Consider the following 20,812-nt stretch of genomic DNA (forward strand, 5'->3'; position numbering starts at 1 on the left):
TTCAATCCTGCGACCACGGCCTTTACTGTCTTCCATGGCAGCTTTCACGCCTGATTCCATATATTTTTTCAGGCAGAGCTTTACCGTCGGTCTCGAAATATCGAGTTTGTCAGCAATGGCTTCATCTGCCATGCCATCTGATTTTAATAAGAGGATTTTGGCTCTCCTGTGGACTCTGGCTTCAACAGTCCCCTTCTGTAGAATGGACTTTAAATATGACTTATCATCATTGGAAAGAAAAATAGGCGTAGCACTCTTTGGCATCATTTTACCTCCTGAAATGGTCTATAAGTATTATACCATTTCAGGATAATAATGTAAACTTATTAAAATCGAGTTATACTAGTATATCACTTCCTCCATGTCTTGAAAAAGTTTGTTACGCAGCAAGCTGCGGGGAATTAAACCCTCTTTTTGATTAAAATAAAGGCATTCTCTGCATTGTCTCGAGGGTATGAAAAAAAGTCTGTAAATTGAAATCTTCTATGATAGGTTAATGAGAAAGGTAGGTGGCTGTCGTGACCACCTACCTTTACTAGGCTACACAACAGAATTTCTCAGCACTTCAGCCATAAAAATGTCCTCAGGCGTCGTAATCTTAATATTGGCATAACTGCCCTTTACCATATGGGCCTTCACCCCCATCTGCGCCTCCACCACCATAGCGTCATCCGTTATACCGGTACAGTCCTCCTTCATCTGGCGGGTAAATGCCTCCACAATAAGAGGCACGGAAAATACCTGGGGCGTCTGTGCCTGCCACACCATGCTGCGGTCCGGGCTGGACTCAATCATCCCCTCCTGGTTCACCAGCTTGATGGTATCCTTTACAGGCATGCCCACCACGCAGGCATTATACCTGCACACTGCCCCGTATGCCCGTTCAATGATTTCGCCGGTGACAAAGGGACGGGCCCCGTCATGGATAAACACGTATCCATCCTGTCTGTCCCTGACCAGGGATTCCTTCTCCCCCTCTTCCCGGTCCATAAGGGTGCAGAGCGCCTTCCATACGCTCTCATACCGCTCGCCGCCTCCGGCTCCTATGGTACTCACCTTTTTCAGGCCGTACGCCTCCACAATCTCTGTTTTGGCATACTCTATATGCCCCGCATCTGTCATGAGTATGATTTCATCTATCACCGGAGATGCTTCAAACACCTCAAGCGCATAGGCCACCAGCGGTTTGCCGCCGATTTCCATGTACTGCTTTGCCGTATTCCCGCCCATGCGGCTGCCTTTCCCTGCTGCCAGGACAACAGCCGTACAATATTTCTTTTCCATTGCAGACCTCCTCCCTAGTATAACCCACACTAAATACCTTACTGTTTCGCTGGTCTGATTTTCCGATAGCACAGGTGCAAAATACTCAGCGTAGAGCCCACTACGCCTCCGTTTTTGCACCTGCACTCTCAAAAAATCATCCTCACCGAACCAGCAAGGCATTTAATGTGGGTCATACTAGTCCTTCCCAGACCGGAGCACGTTTGATCATTCATCCCCGCCATCTGTACGCCCTAACGCAATTTTCAAACACACCCTAACGTTCACCCAGCTTCAGATTGGGAATGGCATTCAAATCCCATCCGGATATATTTCCCTTTAAATACTCATAGTAGGCAGCTGTCCCGATCATGGCCGCATTGTCCGTACAGAAAACAGGGGACGGATAATAGAACTGAATCCCGTCCTTCTCACAGGCCTCTGCCATGGCCTTTCTCAGCGCAGAGTTGGAGGCAACGCCGCCGGCTATGGCCAGCTTCTTATATCCAAATTCATGGGCTGCCAGTATGGCGCGGCTTACCAGAGACTCCACCACGGAATTCTGGAATGAGGCAACCAGGTCAGGTACATGGATTTCTTCCCCTGTCATGCGGGCGTGGTTAATGTGGTTCAGCACAGCTGACTTCAGCCCGCTGAAACTGAAATCATAGGGAGCCCCCTCCACCTTGCCCCTGGGGAACTGGATGGCGTGGGGATTGCCCTCCTTTGCAGCCTTATCAATCTTAGGCCCGCCGGGATATCCCAGGCCCACGGACCTTGCCACCTTGTCAAATGCCTCTCCGGCCGCATCGTCCCTGGTCCTGCCGATGATCTCAAATTCCCCGTAGTCCTTTACAATCACCAGATGAGTATGGCCTCCCGACACAATGAGGCACACGAAAGGCGGTTCTAAATCCTGGTTCTCAATAAAATTAGCGGAAACATGCCCTTCTATATGATGCACTCCAATAAGAGGCTTCCCTGCCCCGTAGGCAATGGCCTTTGCCTCTGCCACCCCCACCAAAAGAGCGCCTACCAGACCGGGTCCGTAGGTCACACCGATTGCCGTGATATCCCGAAGAGCTGCCTGCGCTTCCGCCAGGGCCCTCTCAATCACATAATTGACCGCCTTTATATGCTCCCGCGACGCAATCTCCGGAACCACGCCCCCATAAACCGTATGGGTGGCAATCTGGGATGAAATCACATTGGACAGCACGGTCCTTCCGTTTTTCACCACTGCCGCGGCTGTCTCGTCGCATGAGCTCTCAATTGCCAGTATCAAAACATCCTCTGATGCCTGTCCTATCATAGTATCCTCTCCACTTCCATGTATCCTCCGGTACACCGTACCGTTCTATCAGTCCTCATCAAATTCCAGCTCCGCCGTCCATCCGTCCCTGGCAGCCTTTGCCCTTGGGAAAATAGACCTGACTTCCTCCATATACTCCTCCGGCTTGGTAAGGGAGGGGCTGTAGTGGGTAAGCCACATCTGTTTTGGATTAGCCTGCTTTGCAAGGGCCGCCGCTTCATAAAACGTCATATGCTTATATTCCCTGGCCTTAGCCGCTTTTTCCTTTTCCCCATACATTCCTTCACAGATGAAAAGGTCTGCACCGGCTGCATACTCTGCAATCACCGGCACCGGCCTGGTATCTGTGCAGTATGTCACCTTAAGACCTCTGCGGTCCGGTCCCAGCACCATCTCCGGCGTCAGGATCCGTCCCTCATGCTCTATCTCCTCGCCCTTTTGCAGCCTGCTCCAGAACTTCTGGGGAATCTCCTGGGACCTGGCCCTATCCACGTCAAAACGTCCTGTACGGGGGATGGTGATGGAGTAACCGTAACACAGCACATTGTGGTTTACCCTGTAAGCATCAATCACATAAGGGCCCATCTGCATCCGTTCCCGGTTCTCCGTAAGCTCCACAAACCGCAGTTCAAAGGGCAGCTCCGGCGCAATGGTGCGCAGCGCTCCCACCACCCGTTCCAGCCCCTTGGGACCAATCAGGGTCAGCGGCTCCACCCGCTCCGCATTGCCCATGGTGAGCAGAAGGCCGGGAAGGCCGCTTATATGGTCCGCGTGATAATGCGTAAAGCAAATCACATCTATGGGCTTGGGACTCCATCCCTTTTCCTTCAGGGCCACCTGGGTCCCCTCACCGCAGTCAATAAGCAGGTTGCTGCCCAAGCACCTTGCCATCATGGATGTGAGCCAGCGGTACGGAAGAGGCATCATGCCTCCTGTTCCTAACAAACATATATCCAACATACTGTAATCCTCATTCTCTCAATAACTTAACTCACAAAATCATATCACACTTTCCTCTTAATAATCAAGTATCGCCGGAAAATAACATGGCAAACACAAAAGTTAGATACAGGCAGCCAGACACAAAAAGGAGCTGCCGCAGCAGCTCCCATATTTATCTTATATAAATCCTGTCCCGCGAAAGGCTGGATGCCACCAGCTTCATGACCGGCATGAAGTTTTCCCCAAAGCTTTCCTTTGGAAGCACAAGGGCCGATGACTCCTCTATATAAAAAGCAATGTCCTTCGGAGTGGAGACAGCCTTCTGTACCGTATTCCAGCCATATGTCCTGACCTGTTCCCCCAGCTTCTCCTCGATGCCATTTTCATCAAATCCGTACTGTATCTCGGAATCATACCTGGGCTGTCCCATCATCCGTCCCGCCTGAAGCCTGAGATTAATGGGCGTAAACATGAGAATCATCACGCCGGCCGCAACATACGCAAACGCCTGACGGAGCTGTATGGTCTGATTCTTAAGCAGGAAGCCTCCTGTGATAATAACCGCAAGGCCCAAAAGATTGACCAGGAAGCCGGATAGCTTTGAATACGTATGGAACAGCAGCAAATCATAGATAAACTCTGCCTTCATCCTGACCTTCACATATACCTTCATTCAAATCATCCCTCTCTCAAATCACGCTTTTCCTGCAGCCCATCCCTCCGGGGAATAGATACCCTTCTTATTTTTCCTCATCCAGCCGTCAAAAAAGGCAGTGATGAACGGGCATAAGAACAGCGTTATGATGGATGCAGTGGCACACTGGGCAGTAGCCATATCCACATAGGGTTCCATGGACGGGTCAGCCTGGGCAACTGCCGCAGGCGTCATGGCCGAGTTTAACGCAGTGGTGCCCACTGCCGCGCCCATGGCGTTGCGTTCCTTTTTAGGCAGCAGAAGGTTGAATACGAAAAAGAACACTACGGCCGTTGCCGTGGATATCAGGCCCAGCACGATGCCTGAGGCGCCTGCCGTGACCAGTGTGGACACATCCGTCTTGGAACCAATGGAAATGGTCATGAAGAATGTGACAATGGGCTGGGCCGTTGCGCAGGCACTGCGAAAGCCCTTATCCATATTTCCCCAGATAAATCCGATGAGCAGGGGAATCAAAGTAGCCACCAGAGCCTTAAATGGAATGGATGCCAGTCCCGTGGCCCCCAGGGCCACCAGGGTAAAGAATGGGCCGTCATTTAAGGACAGGATAGAGATAGCGCCCGTATCCGTGGCATTGCCAAACTGGGATGACAGTGATATGTACAGTGAACCATTGGAATTGGTGATGGCTGCAATCAATACAAAGGGTGTCAGCCCCAGTATACCTGCGGGTCCGCATAACTTTCCCACCAGAAGTCCCACGGCAACTCCCAGAAGAAGCTTGATGCCGGTCAGCGTGACACCTTTATATAAAGGCATGCCCACCTGGCGGATATTGATAGCGGATCCGCACACAATAAGGAACAATCCCATCATGGCCGAATTCCCGTCATAGAATAGGGCTGTTACATATCCCCCAATCTGAAAGGCCTGGGGGAAAAATGTGGCTATGATAACTGCCAGAACCAGCGGTATGATGACCAGTCCTCCGGGCAGCTTTTTCATTTTATTCAGTATGTCAAAATCTTTCCTGTTATCTTCCATAAAAAACCTCCACCTGATTTATTTCATTTAATATTGCGGTCTGCCGGTCGCGGCATCCCCCTACATTTCCCTGGCTGCCTCTCTAAACAAGCGGTCTACAATGTCAACAGCAATGGTGTCGTATCCTGTCAGTCCTCCCTTTCCAATGATGGGAAGCCCCTGGTATGTCCCCACCATCCGTCCCACGTCGGTCTGCGCAATCACGTAATCCAGCACCTCAATGCACTCCACCCCCAGCTGAAAGCAGACATTCACCATGGTATCCCCTCCGGTGGTATATAACCCGGCAATCCGTTCCCGGCCAGCGCGCTCCAGCACCTTCTGCACAATGGTCCCCAGTCCTGCATTAATCCGGTTGGCGCTCATGCCGTCCGCATATCCCCTTTTGGCGTCTTCCTCTGCCAGGTTCAGAATCGGTCCGTTACGCCTGACGGCTGACTCTGCTTCCTCTGTGGCCTCCCAAGCCCCGTCGATCAGCGGGATGGGGTCCACACTGACCTGTACATGGCGCTGGTCCTCCAGCAGGATTCCCAGCTGCCGCTTTGTCACAGGGGTGGCGCTTCCGGCCGCAACCAGTACGGTCCTGCCTGTGCCGTCCAGTGTCTTTACCGGAACATTGGGCCGTTCTTCCTCAGTCAGCCCACGGCAGTATGCCAGCTTTGCCGTAAACGCCCCCGGGTCCACTGCCAGCACATTCCAATCCAATGAAATGCAGGCATGGGCTGTCTCCTGGATATCCTCCAGGGTTATGGCGTCCACCACAATAATCCTGTTTCCTCTCTCCCTCTGCAACTTAAGGGCACAGGCTATCTCCTCCCGCCCCTGTAGGACCGTTTTCAGCGTGACCAGGCCGGTCGCCTCCCCTGTCTGCCTGCCCAGAAGCTGGGGCACATAGCTCTCATGCACCGGGGTGCGCACATCCTGGGCCACCGGTGTCTTTGTCAGGGCAATGCCGTCAATCACAGAGAAGCCGCCTACCACAATCCGCCTGGACTGGGGCATGGAAGGTACCACCACTGCCACCGCATCCCCGCCAATCACATCCATCATAGCCTTGATTTCAGTGCCGATACCGCCTCTTAACGTAGTGTCAATCCGTTTGCTGAAATATCTGACTCCCATCCGTTTTAATGCCTGGGTGGCGGAGCTTACCTTTTCATAGGCTTCCTCCGCCGGCAGCGCCCTGCTGTTGCTGCTCACCAGTATGGCGTCCAGGGTCTCAGCCTCCCCTTCCCGCTCCGCGGCCTCCTCGTTGAAAAAAACGGCAGTCCTTGCCTTGGACCTGGCAAGCAGCACGCCGGTGGTGGTGGCTCCGGTCAAATCATCTGCCACTGCTCCTATTAACGGCATAGTATATTCCCCCTTTTTTGTTCCCCTGGTTATTGATCCATTTTTCCGTGCATGAGCGCCGCGTATTCAGCCACCACCTTTGTGGACTCAATCAGGCTGATGCTTCCCGCAATCCCCTTGCCGGCAATATCAAAGGCAGTTCCATGGTCCACCGAGCTTCTGATAAAAGGAAGCCCAAAGGTGAGGGTTACGGATTTTTCAAAGTCCAGGGTCTTGCAGGCAATGTGGCCCTGGTCATGGTACAGAGACAGGATAGCGTCGTATTTTCCGGATTTGCCGATATGAAATACTGAATCAGCCGGCACAGGCCCCACTGCGTTGATTCCCTCAGCCCTGGCCGCCTCCACTGCCGGAATCAGATGTTCTATTTCCTCTGTTCCAAAAAGACCGTTATCCCCTCCGTGAGGATTCAGGGCAGCAACCGCGATGAGCGGCTCCACGATACCTGTTTTCCTCAGTTCCTTGTCAATATTCTCCACAAACTCCAGCACCCGTTCCTTCGTGGCATACCTGCATGCATCCACCAGGGACATGTGGCGGCTTACAAAAAACACCCTCAGCTTGTGGCAGGAAAACATGGTAAGAGCATAGGGTGAATGCGTCTCGTCCTGATAGATTTCCGTGTGACCCGGCTGCTTTACCCCTGCCAGCTTAATGGCCCTTTTATGTATGGGAGCAGTGGACACCGCGTCAACCCTGTGGTCCATGCCCAGTTCAATGGATTTCATAATCCAGTCCACGGACATCCTGCCAGCCAGCTCCTGAACCGCTCCCCACTGGATGGAATCCGTATCGTAATCTCCTGTCTCCAGCACATCCACGGTCCCGTACTGATAGAGAGCTTCCGATGGACCCTCAATCCTGTTATACCTTAACTCCTTACCCAAAATCTTTGCCGCCCTGTCCAGGATGGCAATGCTGCCAATGACGAAGGGCCTGCAGCACTCGTGAATCCCCTCATCCAACATGGTTCCCACTACGATTTCCGGACCGATTCCTGCCGGGTCTCCCATGGTAATCGCTGTTACAGGTTTGAACTTTTCGTTCACTTTCTTTCTCCTTTGTATTTGTTTTTGTTTTTATTTCGTTTTATTTATCTATCTAACACAATGATAAACGGTAATTAACATTTTTTCAAGTATTTTTTACATTTTTGCTAATTCTAACAATTATGCTCTCGGTTTTTAACACTATTTCACAATTATGTTTTCTTTTTTATTTCTTTTTATCTTTCATTAGAAAGTTAATAGCATTATATTCAGGCACGGATATGCAAAAACCGCCTCACAGCCATAAAACCGTGAAGCGGTCACCCATACCATTTTGTATATTCACTTTTACTGCTAAACCACGTCTATATAAACATGCTGTTTTTCCGCCTCTTCCAGATACTCCGTTTTAATCCCGTCATCTGTGATGATACGGCTTATATCGTCCAGGGAACACACCACCATCACATACCCCCCGCCAAACTTACTGCTGTCAGCCAGCACATATGCCTGGTCGGAAGCAGCCAGAATCGCCTTCTTCACCTGCATCTGGGGCGAACCGATGGAGGTAAGCCCCACGGAAAAATTGATTCCATGGGCACTGATGAAAGCCTTATTGGCCCGAAACCCCTTTAATGTATTGACTGCCACATCGCCTACGGTGGATGCCAGCTTTCCTCCCACCTGTCCCCCCAGAAGGAACAGCTCTACATGGCTCAGATGTGACAGCACCCCTGCGCCGGCCAGGGAATTGGTGATGACCAGAAGATGCTTGGAGGAATCATCCCTGATACACTGGGCCAGATAATAGCAGACAGAGGAATCGTCCAGGATAATTGTGTCCTGGTCCTCAATGTATTCATATGCCTTCTGTGCAATCCGGCGTTTCCTGCCGCTGTTCTTAAACACATTCCCGGCGTCAAAGGGCACCATAAGCTGTCCTCCCGCCTTTACCGCGCCGCCGTGAATCCGCTTTGCAAGGCCCTTTTCCTCCAGCTTCTGTATATCACTGCGAATGGTCACCTCTGAACAGTTTAGCTCCCTGCTCAGCTCCGCTACCTTTACGCTGCCTGTACTGTCCAGGCGGGCGGCAATGTATTCCATTCTCTTATTCGACATGACTTACCTCTCTTTACATACACGCCTCCGCTGTGCCGTCCTACACCAGATGGAGGGGAATATCTTTCTCAGCGATGAGCTCCTGCCATTCCTGGCTCAGTCCGTCATCTGTCACGATTTCATCAATCTCTTCCAGTTCAGCAAAATATCCCGGCCTTACCTGGCCGAACTTGCTGCTGTCCGCCACCAGTATCTTCTGGAGGGATGATTCCAGGGCAGCCTTTTTGGTGACCACCTCGTAATTGTGCGCGCAGGTCATGCCCAGCTTTTCATGGACGCCGGAGGCAGACACAAACATCTTGCTGGCCCTTGTCCTCCTTATAAGCCCGATTCCCTCCACGCTCTCAAACATCAGGTCGTTCCTGTGGAAATATCCGCCGGCAAATATCAAAGAAAGCTTCTCATTGCCCTGAAGCTGGGACAGGATATGGTAATTATAGCAGAGTACCGTCAGCTGCATCTGTTCCGGTATATATTTGGACAATACGCCTGTGGTGGTTCCTGAATCCAGAATCAGGATATCTCCCTCCTCAATCATTCCCGCCGCAAACCGGGCGATTCTGTCCTTTTTATCAAAATTGCGGATCTGCTCCGAAGAGTACAGATATTCGTCATGTTCCCGCGCCGCAGGCTCTGAAGCCTGATTTTCGTAAAACAGACGGTTTTCTTTTAGATAATCAATATCACGGCGGATGGTCATTTCCGAGACCTGAAAACGGTCCGCCAGCTCCTTGATTGATAATACGGGCGATTCCTTCAGCGTATCCAAAAGCGCGTAAATCCTGAGATCCCTTTTTCCCATAACTTCTGTTTCCCCTCCTGTCGCAATCCTGCTGCGGCCCATGGGTGCACAGCGTTACGAATCTGACTGTAAAATATTATAATTGTATTTTCAGAAAATGTCCAGATGTTCCTGACCACGCGAAAATGTTATATAGTGTTTTAAAAATGTTATTTTCACATCTAATTTCACATTTTTTTGATAATATATCTTGATTTTTACATTTTAAAATGTTAATATATGCTCATAATAACATTAATTAACATTTTTAACATTATGGAGGTCAAAATATGAGAACAATTGTAATTGGGTGCGACAATGCTGCTGTACATTTAAAAAATGAACTTATGGCATTTATGGAGAAAAAGGGATATACCGTGGAGAATATGGGATGCGACAGCACTGAGGACTCTACCTATTATCCCTATGTGGCGGAGAAGGTGTGCCGGGGAATCATAAACAGCGGTTATCAGAAGCACGGCGTGCTGATCTGCGGCACAGGATTGGGCATGGCCATGACTGCCAACAAATTCAAGGGCATCCGCGCCGGCGTCTGCCATGATATCTTCTCGGCGGAACGTTTAAAGCTGAGCAATGACGGCAATGTGATCTGTATGGGCGAGCGGGTGATTGGAGCCGAGCTGGCAAAGCGGATTCTGGAAAAATGGCTGGAACTGGAATTCGTGGACTGTGCATCCACATCCAAGGTGGAGGCCATCAAAGAAATCGAAGGCGAAAATCTCAAATAGCGGAGGCGGCCTGATGGAAAAACTGAACCGGTTGTATCTTGGCACAAACACAAAGATGTACAAAACCATTGGGGACACAGCTTCATTTCTGACACAGCTCCGCCAACTGACAGAGGACCTGGCGGACAGCCCCCTTACCCTGTTTGTCATCCCTTCCTTTACCTCCCTGGAGTCCGCCAACAGGATTACATCCGGATCCCACATCCGGCTGGGAGCCCAGAACATGTGCTGGGAGGACCAGGGACAATTCACCGGTGAAATCTCGCCGGTCATGCTTAAGGAAGTGGGGGTAAGCGTAGTGGAAATCGGCCATTCGGAACGCCGCCACGTTTTCAGGGAGGATGACTTTGACCAGGAAAAAAAGACGGCTAAGGCAGCGCAGTCCGGTTTCACTCCTCTGCTGTGTATAGGAGAGACCCTGACCCAGAGGGAGTACGGCCTAAGCGGGGAGACCCTGAGCACCCAGTTAAAGGTGGGACTTCATTCCATCACCGTAGAACAGGCGGATAATCTCTGGATTGCCTACGAACCTGTATGGGCCATCGGCGTGAACGGCATCCCCGCGGACAGTGATTATGTGGCTGCGCGCCATGAAGGCATCCGGCGGATTCTGTGCCAGCGCTTTGGCGGGGAACAGGGAAGCCGCATCCCCATTCTTTACGGCGGCAGCGTAAATCCCCAAAACGCTCAGGAGCTGATTAAGCTTCCTGATGTAGACGGCCTCTTTATCGGGCGCAGTGCCTGGGACGCCTCTCAGTTCAACCGTATCATACGCCAGGTCATGCCTTTATACATGAATAAATAGCAGGAGGGAAATCACGGATGCACAATCTGCTTGTGGCCCAGTCCGGCGGCCCCACATCCGCAATCAACGCCACCCTGTCCGGAGTCATCACAGAAGCCATGATTCAGGGCGGCATTGACCGGATATATGGGGGACTCAACGGCATTGAGGGCATTTTACAGGAAAAAATAATAGATTTGCTGGATTATATCAATAACACAATGGACCTGGACAAACTGGCCCAAACCCCTGCCGCTGCCCTGGGTTCCTGCCGCTTCAAGCTGGCCGGGCCGGAAGAGGACGCTGCCCAGTACCGGGTTCTGATTGATATTTTTCGGAAATACGATATCTCCTATTTCATATACATAGGCGGGAATGACTCCATGGACACAGTGGATAAGCTGGCCAGGTACTGCCGTTCCCAAAAGCTTGAGGATATAAAAATCATCGGAGCGCCAAAGACCATTGACAACGACCTGATGGAGATTGACCACTGCCCTGGTTTTGCCTCGGCAGCCAAATATATTGCCACCACCTTTGCGGAGCTGGAGAGGGATGTGGCTGTCTATAATTCCTTCGGAGTCACCATCGTGGAAATCATGGGACGGAATGCAGGCTGGCTCACCGCCGCCTCGTCCCTTTCCAGGGTAAACGGCAACCGCGGGCCCGATTTTATTTACCTCTGCGAAGTCCCCTTTTCCATCAGCCGGTTTCTGGACGACATACGAAGCCGTCAGTCTGAAAACAGGAATCTGCTGATTGCTGTCAGCGAGGGCGTCCGGGATGAAAATGGTACTTATCTGTCCGAACAGACTCCCGGCAACAGTCCCGACCGGTTCGGCCACAAGGATATTGCAGGGACCGGAGGCGTCCTGGCTCAGATTGTCCGGAATGAGCTCGGATGCAAGACACGCTCCCTGGAGCTCAATCTCATGCAGCGCTGCGCCGCCCATCTGGCCAGCCGCACCGATTTAAACGAATCCCGGCTTCTGGGAACAAAGGCAGTTCAGTGCGCAGTCCAGGGACAGACCGGAAAAATGGCAGCCCTTCGGCGCCTGCCCTCAAAGGACCGTTACCGGATTCAGTTTACCGCCGCGGACGTGTCTCTGGTTGCCAACCGCGAAAAAACAGTACCCCGCCAGTGGATTAATCCAGAGGGCAACGACATCACCCGGGAAATGACGGATTACCTGACGCCCCTTATCGAGGGAGAGGTTCCGGTGCTGTACCGAAACCGCTTTCCTGAATATTTCACCATATCCCTTGCATGAAAAACAAGGGCACATATTAAGGAGAACCGCTTTGGCAGTTCTCCTTATCCCATCCTACAGAAATTCAATCTGTTCTTCCCTGTCCACAGGTATCTTGAAGCCGGAAACCAGTTCATCATAACATTCTTCACACAAATCAAAATGATGGACCTGTCCGTCCTTCTCAGAAAAATAATCCCATGCATGGTCAATACTGATACATCCTTCCCGGATAATTCCCTGCTGCACCACCAGCTTCTTTCCGCAGCAATTGCATATTATTGTTTCCAGCTGTCCATTTTTATTGTACCTTTTCATATGAACCCTCGCCTTTCTCTGTCATCGTATCCTTTCATTCATTCCCTTATCTTCCCCTTAAAGAAAAAAGGAGAGGAATGTCCGGTTCCTCTCCATTATATACATAAAATATTCACATTTTAAGTGGTAATTCTTTCATATTGTCCGGTTCCACATGATGATGGCATCCTCGGCAGGGTTATGATAATATCCCTTCCTGACAGCCTCCTGCCTGAAACCATAGGAATCATACAGGTTTCTGGCTCCCAGGTTGCTCTCCCGGACCTCCAGGGCAATGGCCCGGACCCCTCTGGCCCTGGCAAAAGTCACCATGGCATCCATGAGTTCCCGTGCGATTCCCTGACGCCTGTAATTGGGATATACCCCTATCCGCTGTATCTCCCCCTCGTCCGCCAGAATCCGCAAAACCGCGTATCCCAGGATGGTTCCGTGGTCCGCATAGACAAAATACGTATCCAGCCTGCTGTCCAGACCCATGCGTATCAGATTCTCAGACCAGCTCTCCGAAAAGCATACCTGCTCCAAATCCGCCACCTGCTCAATGTCCTGACCTGTCATGGGGCGCACCCCGCGAATCAGCTCCATTTCCCTGCTCCTTTCTGTTGCCGCAGCAGTTCAGACCGAGTATCAGACTGTGTATCTGCTGCCATTAATAATCTCCCGGAAGCTTTGCGGCAGCTCCCAGGGCAGACTGCTCCGCCTCTCTCTGGCGTTCAGCCTGGGGCTTTCTCAGATAATCCGGCGTGAACTCCGCCGCTGTCACCACCCGGGCATTATGCCAGCCCTCTGCATCCAAAAGCGCGTTCATCCCCAGGGCAGCCACGGAGGCAGCCCTCTGCCGGTTCATCTGGGCCGGCGCAAAGGCATGGGGCACGGTGAGCATTTCCCTGATAATATCCTTATATACAGGCACACCGTCTCCCAGGAATATGACCCGCTCTCCCTTTTCATTGAGAAGTCCTGCCAGCTTTCGCATATCCATGGGCTGCTGCTCCATCACCACCTCCAGGCCGCCTCTGGTATGGTATAGCCCCGTATAGACCTGGCTGCGTTTTGCGTCCATGATAGGACAGATAAGCCCCTCTGCCCCCCACATATTATATGCCATGGCATCCACGGTAGGAACATGGACCAGAGGCTTTTTAAGAGCCAGTCCCAGCCCTTTTGCCGTGGCAGCGCCTATGCGCAGCCCGGTAAAGGAACCCGGGCCGCCGGCCACTGCTATGGCGTCAATGGTATCCATATCCAGCTCCAGAAGCTTTACTATCTCATCCAGCATAGGAAGCAGTGTCTGTGAATGAGTCTTTTTAAAATCCACCGTATACTCTGCTGTCAATATGTCATCTGTCACCAGGGCCACGCTGGCCACCAGGGACGAACTCTCTATTCCCAGTACTCTCATCCTCTATCCTCCACGCTAATCCGCCTGTAATCAAATCCTTTTTCCAAATCCTTTTCAATGGTCACCCAGGTCACCCTCTCAGGCAGTATCTCCTCAATCAGGCCGGGCCACTCGATGAGGCAGACGCCGTCTCCGAAGAAACAGTCCTCATAGCCGATTTCGTCCATCTCGCTCACATCACCGATGCGGTACACGTCAAAATGGTACAGCGGAAGCCGTCCGTCCTCATACTGCTGCAAAATCGTAAAGGTGGGGCTGTTCACCGGCCCCTCTATGCCCAGGCCTGCCGCAAATCCCTGCGTAAACACAGTCTTTCCCACGCCCAAATCACCGCTCAGGCAGATTATCCGGCCCGGCTTCGCCTCCCTTCCCATCTTTCTTCCCAGCTCATATGTTTCTTCCGGTTTCCGCGTCTCGATTACCATTTCCTACCTCTTTCATCCTTACTTTACGCCCTTCATGGTCAGTGAAATCCTCTTCTTGGCCAAATCCACGCTCAAAATCTTTACATCAACGATATCCCCCACGCTGACAGCCTCCAGCGGATGCTTGATGTACTTGTCTGTCATCTGGGAAATATGTACCAGGCCGTCCTGATGAACGCCGATATCCACAAAGGCGCCAAAGTCAATGACGTTGCGCACGGTTCCCTTTAACACCATTCCCGGCTCCAGATCCTTCATCTCCAGGATATCGCTTCTGAGAATGGGCCTTGGCATCTCATCCCTGGGGTCCCTGGCAGGCTTCTCCAGCTCTCCCGCAATATCCCGCAGGGTAATCTCTCCTATGCCCAGATCCTGCGCTGTCCTCTTATAATCCTTAATCTTCCGGCTGATTCCCATAAGTCCCCCTCCGGACAGTTCCTCAGGCTTATAACCCAGCTTTTCCAGAAGCTTACCGGCTGCTTCATAGCTCTCCGGGTGGACGCTGGTGCCGTCCAGAGGATTCTCACCCCCGGTAATGCGCATAAAGCCGGCGCACTGCTCAAATGCCTTTGGTCCCAGCTTGGCCACCTTTAACAGCTGCTTCCTGCTCTTAAATGCCCCGTTCTCTTCCCTGTAGGCCACAATGTTCTTAGCCAGTGTCTTATTGATGCCGGACACATATTCCAGCAGGGAGGCTGAGGCTGTGTTCAGATCCACGCCCACCTTGTTTACGCAGTCCTCCACCACGCCTTCCAACGCCTCACCCAGACGTTTCTGGTTCATATCATGCTGGTACTGGCCCACGCCGATGGACTTGGGGTCAATTTTCACCAGCTCAGACAGCGGGTCCTGGAGGCGTCTTGCAATGGATACCGCGCTCCTCTGGCCCACGTCAAAGGCCGGGAATTCCTCGGTGGCCAGCTTGCTGGCAGAGTACACGGACGCTCCTGCCTCGTTTACAATCACATACTGGACCTGTTCCCTGATTTCCTTCAGCAAATCCACGATAATCTGCTCCGATTCCCTGGACGCTGTGCCGTTTCCCACGGATATAAGGGAAATATTATACTTTTTAATGAAATCCTTCAGTATTTTCTTGGATTCCTCCACCTTGTTCTGAGGCGCTGTGGGGTAAATGACCACCGTATCCAGCACCTTTCCCGTGCTGTCCACCACGGCCAGCTTACAGCCGGTGCGGAAAGCAGGGTCCCAGCCCAAAACCACCCGTCCCACAATGGGAGGCTGCATCAGAAGCTGTTCCAGGTTCTTTCCAAATACCTTGATGGCGCCTTCCTCTGCTTTTTCCGTCAAATCGTTTCTGATCTCCCGCTCAATGGAGGGACCGATGAGGCGGCCGTAGCTGTCGGCCGCCGCTTCCTTAAGAATTGGCGTGGTATATGGGTTGTCCCTGACAATGGTCTGCTTTTCCAGATACCCCAGAATCTGCTCCTCAGGAGCCAGAATCTTCACGGTCAGTATCTTTTCATTCTCGCCCCGGTTCAGGGCCAGGATGCGGTGGCCGGCAGCCTTCTTCACAGGCTCCTCATAATTATAATACATCTCATAGACAGACTGCGCCTTCTCATCCTTGGCAGAGGACTGGATAACGCCCTTGTTCATGGTTATGTTCCTGATATAGGTACGGAAGGCCGCGTTATCTGAAATGCGCTCCGCCAGTATGTCCCTGGCTCCCTGTATGGCCTCCTGGACGCTGGCCACTCCTTTTTCCTCCGACACAAAACCGGCAGCCGCCTTCTCAACAGGCTCGGCTGTCATCTGCATGCTGATAAGGTCCGCCAGGGGTTCCAGCCCCTTTTCCCTGGCAATCATGGCCCTTGTCCGGCGTTTGGGCTTGTAGGGGCGGTAAAGGTCCTCCACCGCCACCAGGGTCTGGGCCTCCATTATCTTAAGCTCCAGCTCCGGGGTCAGCTTCTCCTGCTCCGCAATGGAGGCAATGACCTGGCTCTTGCGGTCTTCCAGGCTGCGCAGGTATTTTAACCGCTCATCCAGGTTGCGCAGTACCTCGTCGTTCAAGGAGCCGGTTGCCTCCTTCCGGTATCTGGCAATAAATGGAATCGTATTTCCCTCATCAATGAGTTTGACGGCTGCTTCCGCCTGATGGCGTCCGATATTCAGCTCTTCCGCCAGTTTTTTAATAATATCCATGGTAAACCTCGCATATCTGTAATCTAACTAACTGTTATATTATAGTGCATCCCAACCGCTTATGCAAGTTCTGGCCGAAAGTTCCCCGCATATGGAAAGCTTCTTCATCTGGACAGTGCCGGTAATTCGTGATAAAATAGCCAGGATAGCAGTCACCATATTTCGGCACAGCATGAGCTGCTGCGCCTGACTAAAGAAAGGTTCTTATTCAGAATGATGAATGATACTCATAACAACCAGAAACCGCATTCAAACAAGCAGGGAAAGAACTTTACGTCCTCCGAACGCCTTGCCACCTGTTCCATGATAGCAGGCATCATCGGAATCGTGTGCAGCCTTTTCTATCTGCCCATGTCACTGGCCTATAACCAGACCGCCATGCCCACAGGTCTTGTCTGCGGCGTCATCGGCATCATACTTGCCCTCATGGCCAGGAACGCTGACATGAGTCCCAGGAAGTCCTTTAATGCCAGGGCCATTGCAGGACTGGTATTAAGCGCCATTGCCATCTCCCTTACATTTTTCTTTTTCTATGCCCTGGCCTGCTACTATGAGGCTCTCAGCGACCCGGTGACCGGACCTCAGATTAATGAGTTCATCAACCGGCTCCAGGAACAGCTGAACCAGCAGATGCAGCTGCCTAAGACCACCGGCTTCCTTTGGTTCTGATGCCGTTCCCGACGCCGGTTCTGATAACGGTCCGCTCCCGGTTCCGGCTCCATTCATATGAATCAGCGCGGCCAGAGGGGAAGCAGGTCCACGCCTCTTACCACCAGCATATAGTTCTTGTACACCCAGTTCACCAGCGCAATGGCTGCACCGATGTAAACCAGCAGTTTCTCATGCCCCAGATAATATCTGGGGTTTTTTGCTGCCCTGGACACCGCAAAGCTTACCAATTCAGCTGCCAGTACCACTGCCATATAGGCAACCAGGGGATGGTACCGGATGCTCAGGAGTAGATTGCCTGCAAGCAGCGCCCGAAACGCTCTGGTGCCGCCGCAGCCGGGACAGTAAAGTCCCGTTAAAAGATGAAACAGGCAGGGAAATCCCTGCCTTGTAATCTCACCGATAATCCGGCTTATGACCGATGCCATATGCTACAGCACCGCACGTATCATCTGCTTGATACCGTATTCAGACCGCTCCCGTTCCCTGGCGTCATAGGAAACAGCCCCTTTCTTAAATTCTCCTTCTGTCATCTGGGCGGTGAGGAACGCAAATTCATCCATTCCGTAGAGCTCGATTACCTCCACCTGGCCAAAGGCGTTCTTTACATCCTGCTCCTTATTGCGGCAGGAACCGGCCACCCTGACAAAGTACCTGAACTGTGCCTGGTCCATGGATTCAATGGCCTGTTTTTCGTCCGTCCAGCCCATGGGCACGTTCTTTTTGAGATTCCGGGCCGCTTCAATGATATCAGCCACCACCGCGCTTCCCGTCGGAAGCTTTCCCGCGCCGCTGCCATAGAACATGGAGGTCCCCAGCATATTGCCCTTCACTAAGATGCCGTTGAATACATCGTTCACAGAGTACAGGGGGCTGGTCTTATTAATCATCACCGGAGCCACGTAGGCCAGAACCCTGCCGTCCTTTATACGGCTGGTTCCGAACAGCTTCACCGATGTACCCATCTTCTCCGCATATTTAAAGTCGATATCCGTGATCCGCGTGATGCCCTCGGTGTAGATATCCTCATAATTCACTTCTTTCCCTGTTGCCATGGCTGTGAGAATAGCAATCTTACGGCAGGTATCGTGGCCTTCCACATCCGCCTCGGGATTGCGCTCCGCATATCCCAGGTTCTGGGCTTCCTTCAGGGCATTTTCAAAGGACTCCCCCTCTTTGTCCATCTTGGTCAGGATAAAGTTGGTGGTTCCGTTTAATATACCGGTAATTTCCTCAATGCGCTCTCCCATGAGACAGCGGTAAAGAGGACGTATAATAGGGATACCGCCTCCCACACTGGCCTCAAAGAAGAAATTCACATGCTTCTTCCTGGCAATAGCCAGAAGCTCCGTGCCATGGGCCGCCACCAGGGCCTTATTGGAGGTGACCACATGCTTGCCCGCCATGAGGCAGGCCTTCACGAAAGGATAGGCAGGATTCAGTCCGCCCATGGTCTCCACCACAATCTTCACTTCCTCGTCCTGCTCAATCACCTTGAAATCGTGGACGATCTTATCTGCCACCGGACTGTCCGGGAACTCCCTTAAATCCAGGACATACTTTAACTCCACTTCCTGTCCTGCCTGGCTTGCTATTACATCCCTGTTCTTGTCAAGTATCTCCGCCACGCCGGAACCAATGGTACCATACCCCATAACCGCTGTCTTAATCATAATTTTCCGCTCCCTGTGTTTTATTTTCCTCTGATATTGAAAGGCACGATCCGGCCATCACTCCCTGGCAAGTATTTTGACGTAATGAATTCCGTCCAGTACTTCCAGTTCCTCTATCATGCTGGATACATTGCCTGTATTCTCCCTTACCTCCACGCTCAGCGTAAGCGTTGCCACGCCGTTGACCGGAATGCTCTGGTGAATGGTCAGTATATTGGCCCTGTACACAGCCACCACGTGAAGCAGGTCGCTGAGAAGTCCCTGTTCATCGTCCATCTGCACCACCAGGGTAATGGTTTTCCCCTTGGTGTTGTCATAGAAGGGAAATATGTCATCCTTGTACTTATAAAAAGAACTCCGGCTGATTCCCACCTTATCCGTGGCTTCCTGCACCGTAATGGCCCGTTCTGTCTCCAGAAGCTTCTTGGCCTCCACAACCTTTAAAAGAACCTCGGGCACGGCCTTCTGCTTCACCACAAAGTATTTGCTTTTGTCTTCCATTGTTCAATCCTTTCGTAGGCCCAGTGTATGTCCGCATTGGAAATACATCTGTGCTCATGAGGAAGATATTAACACATTTTCATTTTAAATGCAACTGTTTTTTCTCTAATTTTTCACGATACACAGGATACACAAAGGACCGGAAGTTTCCGGTCCCCTGCGCGTTGGTTCTATTCTTATGCCTCATCTTCCCTTACATTCTTATCAGGGCATCCCAGACTCATCCAGCGGAGATAGGCACTGATAAAGTTATCAATTGCCCCGTCTAACACAGCGTCCACGTTACCGCTCTCCTCGCCTGTACGGTGGTCTTTGACCATGGTATAGGGCTGCAGCACGTAGGAACGGATCTGGCTTCCCCATCCGATATCCTTCACATCCCCGCGGATGCCTGCTGCCTTGGCCGCCTGTTCCTCCTGCTTTACCATAAGGAGCTTTGCCTTCAGCATCTGCATGGCCTTCTCCTTGTTCTGGAACTGGGAACGCTCATTCTGGCAGGTCACCACGATTCCCGTGGGAAAATGGGTGATTCGGATGGCTGAGGACGTCTTGTTGATGTGCTGTCCGCCGGCGCCGCTGGACCGGTAGGTGTCCACGCGGATATCGTCGGGATTCACCTCAATATCTATGTCCTCCTCAATATTCGGCATGACGTCGCAGGACACAAAGGATGTCTGGCGCTTGCCCGCGGAGTTAAACGGCGATATACGCACCAGACGGTGCACCCCGTGCTCAGAACGCAGATATCCATATGCATTCTCACCGTCAATCTGAACGGTGACAGATTTGATTCCAGCTTCCTCGCCATCCAGGAAATCCAGCACATGGGCCTTAAAGCCCCTGCTCTCAGCCCAGCGGCAGTACATGCGGTAAAGTATGCTGCACCAGTCACAGGACTCGGTTCCCCCTGCCCCTGCGTTCAGGCGCAGGATGGCATTATTGGAATCATACTCCCCGGAGAGCAGAAGCTTCATCCGCATATTCTCCAGCGTTTCCTTAAACTGTTCCAGCATCTCCTCAATCTCAGGAATCAGGGAGGAATCATTTTCCTCGTATCCCATCTGAATCATTACCTGGATATCCTCATACTGCTGTTCCAATGCCCGGTAGGTATCCACCTCATCCTTCAGGTTCTTGGACTCCCTGACCATCCTGGTGGACTGCTCCGGATCGTCCCAGAAGCCAGGCTCCTCCATGGACTTATCTAATTCCGCGATTCTTCTGACCTTGTTGTCCAGGTCAAAGTGAATCCCTCACTTCCACTAATGGTTTGTCATACGTTGATAACGTATACTTAAAATTATCTAATTCTACCACAGCTTCACCCACTTTCAATCTATATTTTGTGAGCCCCGGCTCAGGGCTGTTTCATGGCTATATGCAGCCATTTTCATAAAGGCCGGTGTTCAGATGATATCAC

General features: G+C 51.8%; 23 protein-coding genes. 4 read left to right on the plus strand and 19 right to left on the minus strand.

What is annotated here, in order from left to right:
• From G614_RS27450 to G614_RS0113325, 10 genes are all read right to left on the minus strand, one after another.
• The coding region (locus tag G614_RS27450; RefSeq protein ID WP_242828088.1) for a helix-turn-helix domain-containing protein at window positions 1–267 on the minus strand (267 nt) is incomplete at its 3' end.
• Window positions 268–540: 273 nt separating this feature from the next.
• On the minus strand, window positions 541–1,284 hold the full coding sequence (ispD, locus tag G614_RS0113285; protein ID WP_027642342.1) for a 2-C-methyl-D-erythritol 4-phosphate cytidylyltransferase: 744 nt from the start codon (window positions 1,282–1,284) through the stop codon (window positions 541–543).
• A 256-nt stretch (window positions 1,285–1,540) separates the two neighbouring features.
• Complete coding sequence (gene tsaD / locus G614_RS0113290; RefSeq protein WP_027642343.1) at window positions 1,541–2,575, minus strand: tRNA (adenosine(37)-N6)-threonylcarbamoyltransferase complex transferase subunit TsaD; 1,035 nt, start codon at window positions 2,573–2,575, stop codon at window positions 1,541–1,543.
• A gap of 48 nt (window positions 2,576–2,623) precedes the next feature.
• Window positions 2,624–3,535, minus strand: coding sequence for a ribonuclease Z (locus G614_RS0113295; protein WP_027642344.1), 912 nt, complete (start codon window positions 3,533–3,535; stop codon window positions 2,624–2,626).
• Window positions 3,536–3,689: 154 nt separating this feature from the next.
• The gene (locus G614_RS0113300) at window positions 3,690–4,190 is read right to left on the minus strand and encodes a YcxB family protein (protein ID WP_027642345.1); all 501 of its coding nucleotides are present in this window, start codon (window positions 4,188–4,190) and stop codon (window positions 3,690–3,692) included.
• A gap of 21 nt (window positions 4,191–4,211) precedes the next feature.
• Window positions 4,212–5,216, minus strand: coding sequence for a 2-keto-3-deoxygluconate permease (locus G614_RS0113305; RefSeq protein ID WP_027642346.1), 1,005 nt, complete (start codon window positions 5,214–5,216; stop codon window positions 4,212–4,214).
• Between the two features lie 60 nt (window positions 5,217–5,276).
• A complete protein-coding gene (locus G614_RS0113310) occupies window positions 5,277–6,566 on the minus strand; it encodes a four-carbon acid sugar kinase family protein (protein ID WP_027642347.1) in 1,290 nt (429 codons plus the stop codon).
• 29 nt (window positions 6,567–6,595) lie between these two features.
• Window positions 6,596–7,615, minus strand: a complete 1,020-nt coding sequence (gene pdxA, locus G614_RS0113315; RefSeq protein ID WP_027642348.1) for a 4-hydroxythreonine-4-phosphate dehydrogenase PdxA — start codon at window positions 7,613–7,615, stop codon at window positions 6,596–6,598.
• A 294-nt stretch (window positions 7,616–7,909) separates the two neighbouring features.
• Window positions 7,910–8,674, minus strand: coding sequence for a DeoR/GlpR family DNA-binding transcription regulator (locus tag G614_RS0113320; RefSeq protein WP_027642349.1), 765 nt, complete (start codon window positions 8,672–8,674; stop codon window positions 7,910–7,912).
• 40 nt (window positions 8,675–8,714) lie between these two features.
• Window positions 8,715–9,476, minus strand: a complete 762-nt coding sequence (locus G614_RS0113325) for a DeoR/GlpR family DNA-binding transcription regulator (RefSeq protein ID WP_027642350.1) — start codon at window positions 9,474–9,476, stop codon at window positions 8,715–8,717.
• A 269-nt stretch (window positions 9,477–9,745) separates the two neighbouring features.
• Here G614_RS0113325 and rpiB point away from each other — a divergent pair, with 269 nt between their 5' ends.
• The 3 genes from rpiB to G614_RS0113340 are packed head-to-tail and all read left to right on the plus strand — an operon-like array spanning window position 9,746 to window position 12,259.
• Entirely contained in the window at window positions 9,746–10,204 is a 459-nt protein-coding gene (rpiB, locus tag G614_RS0113330; protein WP_027642351.1) for a ribose 5-phosphate isomerase B, read from the plus strand.
• Window positions 10,205–10,217: 13 nt separating this feature from the next.
• Window positions 10,218–11,009: a triose-phosphate isomerase family protein gene (locus tag G614_RS0113335; RefSeq protein WP_027642352.1), complete on the plus strand. Its 792-nt coding sequence runs from the start codon at window positions 10,218–10,220 to the stop codon at window positions 11,007–11,009.
• A gap of 17 nt (window positions 11,010–11,026) precedes the next feature.
• On the plus strand, window positions 11,027–12,259 hold the full coding sequence (locus tag G614_RS0113340; protein WP_027642353.1) for a 6-phosphofructokinase: 1,233 nt from the start codon (window positions 11,027–11,029) through the stop codon (window positions 12,257–12,259).
• A 54-nt stretch (window positions 12,260–12,313) separates the two neighbouring features.
• On the opposite strand, the gene G614_RS0113345 is transcribed toward G614_RS0113340, so the two are convergent.
• The 5 genes from G614_RS0113345 to G614_RS0113365 form a co-directional block, all read right to left on the minus strand.
• Entirely contained in the window at window positions 12,314–12,556 is a 243-nt protein-coding gene (locus tag G614_RS0113345; protein WP_027642354.1) for a hypothetical protein, read from the minus strand.
• 135 nt (window positions 12,557–12,691) lie between these two features.
• Window positions 12,692–13,141 carry a ribosomal protein S18-alanine N-acetyltransferase gene (rimI, locus tag G614_RS0113350; RefSeq protein WP_027642355.1) on the minus strand — a complete coding sequence of 150 codons (450 nt, stop codon included), beginning with the start codon at window positions 13,139–13,141 and terminating at the stop codon, window positions 12,692–12,694.
• Between the two features lie 64 nt (window positions 13,142–13,205).
• Complete coding sequence (tsaB, locus tag G614_RS0113355) at window positions 13,206–13,958, minus strand: tRNA (adenosine(37)-N6)-threonylcarbamoyltransferase complex dimerization subunit type 1 TsaB (RefSeq protein ID WP_027642356.1); 753 nt, start codon at window positions 13,956–13,958, stop codon at window positions 13,206–13,208.
• Window positions 13,955–14,383 (minus strand): tRNA (adenosine(37)-N6)-threonylcarbamoyltransferase complex ATPase subunit type 1 TsaE, encoded by a 429-nt coding sequence (gene tsaE, locus G614_RS0113360; RefSeq protein WP_027642357.1) that lies wholly within the window; start codon window positions 14,381–14,383, stop codon window positions 13,955–13,957. Before tsaE ends, tsaB begins: the two co-directional genes overlap by 4 nt.
• Window positions 14,384–14,401: 18 nt before the next feature.
• On the minus strand, window positions 14,402–16,549 hold the full coding sequence (locus G614_RS0113365) for a Tex family protein (protein ID WP_027642358.1): 2,148 nt from the start codon (window positions 16,547–16,549) through the stop codon (window positions 14,402–14,404).
• A 213-nt stretch (window positions 16,550–16,762) separates the two neighbouring features.
• Between G614_RS0113365 and G614_RS0113370 the strand changes: the two genes are divergently transcribed.
• A complete protein-coding gene (locus G614_RS0113370; protein WP_027642359.1) occupies window positions 16,763–17,218 on the plus strand; it encodes a DUF4190 domain-containing protein in 456 nt (151 codons plus the stop codon).
• Between the two features lie 62 nt (window positions 17,219–17,280).
• On the opposite strand, the gene G614_RS0113375 is transcribed toward G614_RS0113370, so the two are convergent.
• The 4 genes from G614_RS0113375 to prfB all read right to left on the minus strand — a co-directional run bounded on the left by G614_RS0113375 (window position 17,281) and on the right by prfB (window position 20,709).
• On the minus strand, window positions 17,281–17,646 hold the full coding sequence (locus tag G614_RS0113375) for a DUF2752 domain-containing protein (protein ID WP_027642360.1): 366 nt from the start codon (window positions 17,644–17,646) through the stop codon (window positions 17,281–17,283).
• Window positions 17,647–17,649: 3 nt separating this feature from the next.
• On the minus strand, window positions 17,650–18,891 hold the full coding sequence (locus G614_RS0113380) for a homoserine dehydrogenase (protein WP_027642361.1): 1,242 nt from the start codon (window positions 18,889–18,891) through the stop codon (window positions 17,650–17,652).
• A 57-nt stretch (window positions 18,892–18,948) separates the two neighbouring features.
• Window positions 18,949–19,392, minus strand: coding sequence for an ACT domain-containing protein (locus tag G614_RS0113385; protein WP_002566467.1), 444 nt, complete (start codon window positions 19,390–19,392; stop codon window positions 18,949–18,951).
• 176 nt (window positions 19,393–19,568) lie between these two features.
• Window positions 19,569–20,709 (minus strand): peptide chain release factor 2 gene (prfB, locus tag G614_RS0113390; RefSeq protein WP_420341526.1). Its coding sequence is split into 2 segments (ribosomal slippage): window positions 19,569–20,645 and window positions 20,647–20,709, totalling 1,140 coding nucleotides; the frame shifts between segments, so codons are not numbered across the junction.
• Between the last annotated feature and the right edge of the window lie 103 nt (window positions 20,710–20,812).

This window comes from [Clostridium] clostridioforme AGR2157, from assembly GCF_000424325.1.
Classification (GTDB): domain Bacteria; phylum Bacillota; class Clostridia; order Lachnospirales; family Lachnospiraceae; genus Enterocloster; species Enterocloster clostridioformis_A.